General features: G+C 35.5%; 5 protein-coding genes and 1 pseudogene. 1 reads left to right on the forward strand and 5 read right to left on the reverse strand.

The features are described from left to right. Positions 1-773 precede the first annotated feature (773 nt). From ACKTSC_RS13145 to ACKTSC_RS13155, 3 genes are read right to left on the reverse strand one after another with little or no spacing between them, the layout of a single operon-like run. Entirely contained in the window at positions 774-1,178 is a 405-nt protein-coding gene (locus ACKTSC_RS13145) for a DUF4430 domain-containing protein (RefSeq protein ID WP_002320159.1), read from the reverse strand. Between the two features lie 15 nt (positions 1,179-1,193). After that, complete coding sequence (locus ACKTSC_RS13150) at positions 1,194-1,757, reverse strand: cob(I)yrinic acid a,c-diamide adenosyltransferase (protein ID WP_003106673.1); 564 nt, start codon at positions 1,755-1,757, stop codon at positions 1,194-1,196. A 13-nt stretch (positions 1,758-1,770) separates the two neighbouring features. Beyond that, the gene (locus ACKTSC_RS13155) at positions 1,771-4,254 is read right to left on the reverse strand and encodes a vitamin B12-dependent ribonucleotide reductase (protein ID WP_216453747.1); all 2,484 of its coding nucleotides are present in this window, start codon (positions 4,252-4,254) and stop codon (positions 1,771-1,773) included. Between the two features lie 149 nt (positions 4,255-4,403). Between ACKTSC_RS13155 and ACKTSC_RS13160 the strand changes: the two genes are divergently transcribed. Then, positions 4,404-4,949 carry a hypothetical protein gene (locus ACKTSC_RS13160; protein ID WP_002319344.1) on the forward strand — a complete coding sequence of 182 codons (546 nt, stop codon included), beginning with the start codon at positions 4,404-4,406 and terminating at the stop codon, positions 4,947-4,949. A 138-nt stretch (positions 4,950-5,087) separates the two neighbouring features. On the opposite strand, the pseudogene ACKTSC_RS13165 reads toward ACKTSC_RS13160, so the two are convergent. Together ACKTSC_RS13165 and ACKTSC_RS13170 are read right to left on the reverse strand one after the other, a co-directional pair. Then, positions 5,088-5,534 (reverse strand): annotated as a pseudogene (locus ACKTSC_RS13165) (IS6 family transposase); the annotation flags it as partial. A gap of 57 nt (positions 5,535-5,591) precedes the next feature. Next, positions 5,592-5,812: DDE-type integrase/transposase/recombinase (locus tag ACKTSC_RS13170; RefSeq protein WP_002347309.1), on the reverse strand; the 221-nt coding region annotated here is incomplete at its 5' end.

Genomic DNA, 5,812 nt, shown 5'->3' on the forward strand with positions numbered 1-5,812 from the left:
GATTCAGCTCAACAATCATCTGTTTGAAATTTTCTTCGTATCGGGTCATAAAATCCATCCTCTCGTAGATAAGTTTAATTTATTTCTGTCTCTACGAAAAGTTGTCTAAGATTTGATACTAACACCACTCTATTCTACAGAAGGGACTTCCTTTTTTCTATTTACACAAAATATTTTACACTCTCTTCCGAAATAATATGCTATTTTTATTACCTTTCTTTTATTACCTTTTCTTTATTACTTTTATATTAATCTCTTATTGATGATGATGAATGCAATAAAAAAAAGCCTCTAGTGAGAGGAAGTGCAACTACTTTTTGATACAAAATAAAAAGAGCAACTCAATTTAATCTTGCTAGCGATGATTTTTTCGTATTTTCTATTAAAAAACATTTCATCCCGTTCAATTGAAGTCCTTGATGAACTAGACAACAGATTTATCTCATATTCAGACATTCTTGAGAATAAAAAAGTAGATAAAATAGTAGATACACGGACTCAGTCATCGAAAAAGAATTTTCCAAGCCCAGATTAACAATCTCTCGTCTTAATTCAAATAGAATTTCAAAATCTGAAATTGTCTCTTCGGGTTGTCTCTTAAAAAAAGGTTAATATCATCAAATCTTTTCGTTAAAGTATCCAAGGATAGAAAAAACACGTTCAAACCCTCGAATGATTGGTTTGAACGTGTTTTAAAATTAACATATTCCTTTAAAAACTAATAATTTTCTTATACTTAATTATCGTCCTATTACTGTAAAGAACGATAATTTTTATTTAAATACACCCAAATTGAAAACTACTTGATCATCATTATCTAGTTTAGTTTCACCTGCACCTTTTTCACCCATTTTTCCATTGATAGTGAATGTCCAATATTTATTTTGGCTCTCATCTTGCGCATGACCATCAATTGAAGTAATAAAGCCGTCCTTTTCTTTTACTTCAAAGTTAGCCTTTAAAATTGCCAGTAATGATTCTCCTGATTTGTAAGTGACTTTTTTTTTAGTGATCTCTTTATCGCTATCAGTCAATTCTATCAGCACGCTTGATTTAGCAACCTCGCTTATTGCTTGAGTGGATGCTTTTGAAGAGGCTTGATCATTTTGATTTGATTGGCACCCTGTCATAATGAATAATCCGATAAAAACGGTTAATAATGTTGCTAATTTTTTCAAGTTTAAAATCCTCTCTTAATGGAATACCTTCCCTGCTCGTTCATAAAATGGTTCCTTGGTAGCATAAACATGATTTACATAACGTGCAAGTACAAAAAATAAATCTGATAAGCGATTCATAATTTTGTATGCATGTAAATTGATAGGTTCATCTGAAACAATCAATCGTGTGATTTCACGTTCTGCCCGACGAATAACTGTTCGTGTAATTTGCATATCGCATGCCACCGGGTGTCCTCCAGGTAAGATAAATTTTTCAATGACTGGAACTTTTGCTTGATAAAAATCAATCAGCGTTTCAATCTTAGTTACTTCTTCTTTCCCTACAATCATTTCTTTAATCCCAATGGGTGTAGCCAAGTCTGTTCCAATATCAAAAAGTAAAATTTGTAATGCGACTAGTTCTTTTTTCAACAGCTCAAACTTTTTATCATCCAACTCTGAAATAATTTTACCAACCCAAGAATTTACTTCATCCATGCTACCGTAAGCACAAACGCGAGCGTCAGATTTTTTTATTCTTTTTCCACCAATAATACTAGTGTTTCCTTTATCGCCGCTTTTAGTATAAATTTTCATCGAATAGCTCCTTTTACAAGCCACATTTTAGTTGTACTTTACAGTTAGTACACGTACTGCAACCACCAATTTCTTCAATTCTACCCTCATGGCAAATCGGACATATTTCTTCTGCTTCTGATGATTCTAATGAGTCAAGAGTAATTTGATTATTTACCACCCCTACTACAGGTTCTTCAAATACATTGTCATCTGCTTCAAGTGTCAACACTTGCGAATCTCGGCTACCATCCACATAGACGGTTCCACCTTTAGCCCCACCTTGATACAGATCTTCATAGATCGCGGCTACTTGTTTCACTTGATACCCCTTAGGTGCATTAACTGTTTTTGAGATAGAGCTGTCTACCCAACGTTGGATCGTACATTGAACACTCACATGAGCTTCTGGTGAAAGCTCCATGGCAGAGACAAAGAATGGGGGTAGATTATCCGCAGCTGTTTCTGGATTTTTTTCTAAATATTCGCTAACTATTTCAGCATTAACTTCAATGAATTTTCCTAAACGACCACTTCTGAAATAAGAAAAAGAGAAATATGGTTCTAGTCCGGTTGAAACACCAGCCATAGTACCCGTTGACCCTGTTGGTGCGACTGTTAGTAAATGAGAATTACGAATGCCGTATTTTAGAATCGCTTGTCGGATTGATTCCGGCATCTTCTTCATATAGCCCGATTCAATAAAACGTTGACGAAGTGCTGTTGTTTCCTCGACTGTTTTGCCTACTAAAAATGGGAAGCTTCCTTTTTCTTTTGCTAGTTCGACGGACGTTTGATAAGCCGTAACAGCAATTTTTTCAAATACTTGATCTACTAAACGGTTTCCATCTTCAGATCCATAGACTTTTTCACAATAAATCAATAAATCTGCCAATCCCATGACCCCAAGTCCAACACGTCGTTCACCTTTAGCTTGCTGCTCATTTTTTTCAAAAAAGTAAGGCGTCGCATCAATTACATTGTCCTGAAAACGAACACTAGCTCGTACGACATCAGCTAATTTTTCAAAGTCGACAACTTTCGTTTCTTTATCAACCATATTGGCTAAATTAATTGCTGCTAGATTGCATACCGCATAAGGCGTCAACGGCTGTTCCCCACATGGATTGGTTGCAACTACCTTTTGTCCGTAGGCTTGAGCATTGGTCATCTCATTAGCATTATCGATAAAAAATATTCCCGGTTCTGCTGAATACGTTGCACAATAAGTAATCAAATCCCACAATTCGCGAGCCTTGATCGTTTGATGGATTTTTACTTTACGCCCTGTTTCAGCCCATTCTCTGACATCTCCAATTTCCATCCAATGTTGATCATAATCAGCCATTTCACTAGCGTCATAGTCTTCGATTGCTGGAAAGCGTAACTCATAAGTTTGGTCGGTTTCGACAGCTTCCATAAATTCTTTTGTTAAACAGACGGAGATATTGGCTCCGGTCAAGAAATCAGGGTCTTTCACACTGTACGTACCACCCGCTTTTAATTTCTGTTGAGCCGTTTTTAAAAATTTATCCTCCATATCATTCGTCGGATGATCGACCAAATACTCTAACCATTCCTTTTCATTTGCTATTAGTGGTTCAAAAGTCAGTTTTTCACTAGCTAATTGACGTACTATCGGACTTTGGCTAGTGTGGATCAAATTTTGTAAAATGGCCGGATTCTGAATCTTAGAGATAATGAATTCAAAAATATCTGGATGCCAATCATTCAACATGATCATTTGTGCTCCCCGACGACTCCCGCCTTGTTCAACTAAATTTGTCAAATTAGCTAAATCATTGAGCCACGAAACTGAACCTGATGATTTCCCATTCACCCCATGGACGATCGCTGATTTTGGCCGTAGCGTTGAACCGTTCGTTCCTACACCACCACCACGGCTCATAATCTCCATCACTTCTTGACGATGTTTTGCCAGGCCCCCACGAGAGTCATGGATGAATGGCATAACGTAGCAATTGAAGTATGTTACTTCTGAATTCGTTCCTGCACCATAAAGTACACGTCCAGCAGGAATGAGATTTTGTTCTGTCAAATGCTGATAAAACTCGGTAAAAAACTGAGCTTTTTTTTCTCCTTCAATATCAGAGATTCCTCTAGCAACACGAGCTGCAATTTGTTCAAAATAAAGTTCAAGCGGTTTCTCAACCTCATTTATATTTCGAATCACTCGTCCCGAAGCAATTTCTTCTGGATTAGTTAACGAGCTTTGAAATTCTTCCTCAATTCGAATTATCAACTGTTCCTTATTGATCTCTTCAATTTTTCCGATCCCTCTTGCTGGATATTGTGGATCAGCATGGGTTGTTAAAATAACCAAATCCCCGACTGTCAAAGTTTTTCCGCTCATATCTTTAAATGCATAGCGATCAAGCATGATTAATCTTGAAATCCCATCAAATGTTTGAGTCATTTCTGCAGTTATCTTAGCGACTTCTTTATAAGAAGAGATATCTTGATTTAGTTTTTCTATATATTTTTTAGGATAATTCATTAAATACTACCACCTTTATCATCAACAAACACAACATATTGTGCCCGCTAATGATTATCGCACTATATAAAGTGTAATTCAATCTTGTAATTAATTTTTATTCTGATACAATGAGAACTATTATCAATTAAAACAAGGGAGTTTTCCTAGTGTTACCAACCTCTAATTCACGCTTTCCAATCAGAAGGATTACCACCCTCGCTTTATTTAGTGCCGCCTGTATTGTTGGTAGAATCCTTTTTACTTGGATACCGAATGTACAACCAATGACAGCCATTCTACTTTTACTCGCTTTTTATGGAAGTTATACAGATGCTTTAATCGTTACTTTAGTAAGCTTATTAGGGACAAACCTTTATTTAGGAATGGGTAGTTGGACAATCAGCCAACTGATCGCCTTCAGTAGTATCGTTACGGTTTTTCATTTTTTATCTAACTGTGCCCTGATTAAGCATCACATCTCTATCCAAGCAATCATTGCATTTTTATGTGGCCTTCTTTACGGATTGATCGTATCGAGAGTTGAAGTCTTTATATATCAACTACCTTCTTTTTGGGCCTATTATTTTCAAGGATTATTTTTTGATATCCTCCATGGAACGGGTAATTTAATCTTTTATCTTGTATTAGTTCCTGTGTTTAAACGAATTTTATTACCTGCTATTAATAGTTCGAAAAATAAATTAAATAGTTAGATGAGTATCTAAATCACAATATCTCTTATTAAATTAAACCTATAATTCAAATAGGAAGCCTTGCGTATTATTTAAGATGGTTCTGTTGCAAAGTTAAAAAATTAATAAAGAGTTTCCAATTAATTTTTGATTTTATGCTTAGATACTCATTAATGTATTCATCTCATGAATCACTGAAAAGCCAAAGAGACTTTTGTCTCTTTGGCTAATTTTATATAAAGCGTGTATAGTTTCAATTCCTTTAATTGTTGAGGAAGCAGTCCTTATGGACTGATATAATTTGTGCCTTTTCTTGATGGATCGATGATCCTGTTCAATGATATTATTCAAGTATTTATTTGTTCGGTGTTCAGTCTTAGAAAATAATCCTTCAGAATGCAATTGATTAAACGCACTACTTAGTGAAGGGGCTTTATCAGTGACAAGAACTTTAGGTTCTCCAAATTGTTTGATCAATCGTTTAAAGAAAGCATAAGCTGCTTGTTTATCACGCTTTTTTCGTAACCAAATATCTAATGTTATCCCCGAAGAATCAATGGATCGATACAAATAGTACCACTTTCCTTTTACCTTAATATAAGTTTCATAGGTTCTGTTGCAAAGTTTTAAATAAAGAATAAAATCCCTTACGGTATCTATGATTTAAGCTGGGATTCCCAATAATACCTTGATTTCAGTACAGACCGAAAACCCGAAGAGAGTGCCTTCTTTTCGGGTTTTCTTATATAATCCTCGAATGGCTTCCATGCCTTTAATCGTGGTAGAGGCAGTGCGTAAACTTCGATAGAATTTATTGCGTCTCTTTACTGGACGATGGTCTTGTTCAATCAAATTATTCAGGTATTTAATGGTACGATGTTCTG

Source organism: Enterococcus hailinensis (genome assembly GCF_045862035.1).
GTDB classification, from domain to species: Bacteria; Bacillota; Bacilli; order Lactobacillales; family Enterococcaceae; genus Enterococcus_A; species Enterococcus_A hailinensis.

Excerpts from the sequence above, each read along its gene's own strand:
- ACKTSC_RS13150 (WP_003106673.1), bottom strand. The coding sequence starts at position 1,757 with ATGAAAATTTATACTAAAAGCGGCGATAAAGGAAACACTAGTATTATT.
- ACKTSC_RS13155 (WP_216453747.1), bottom strand. The coding sequence starts at position 4,254 with ATGAATTATCCTAAAAAATATATAGAAAAACTAAATCAAGATATCTCT.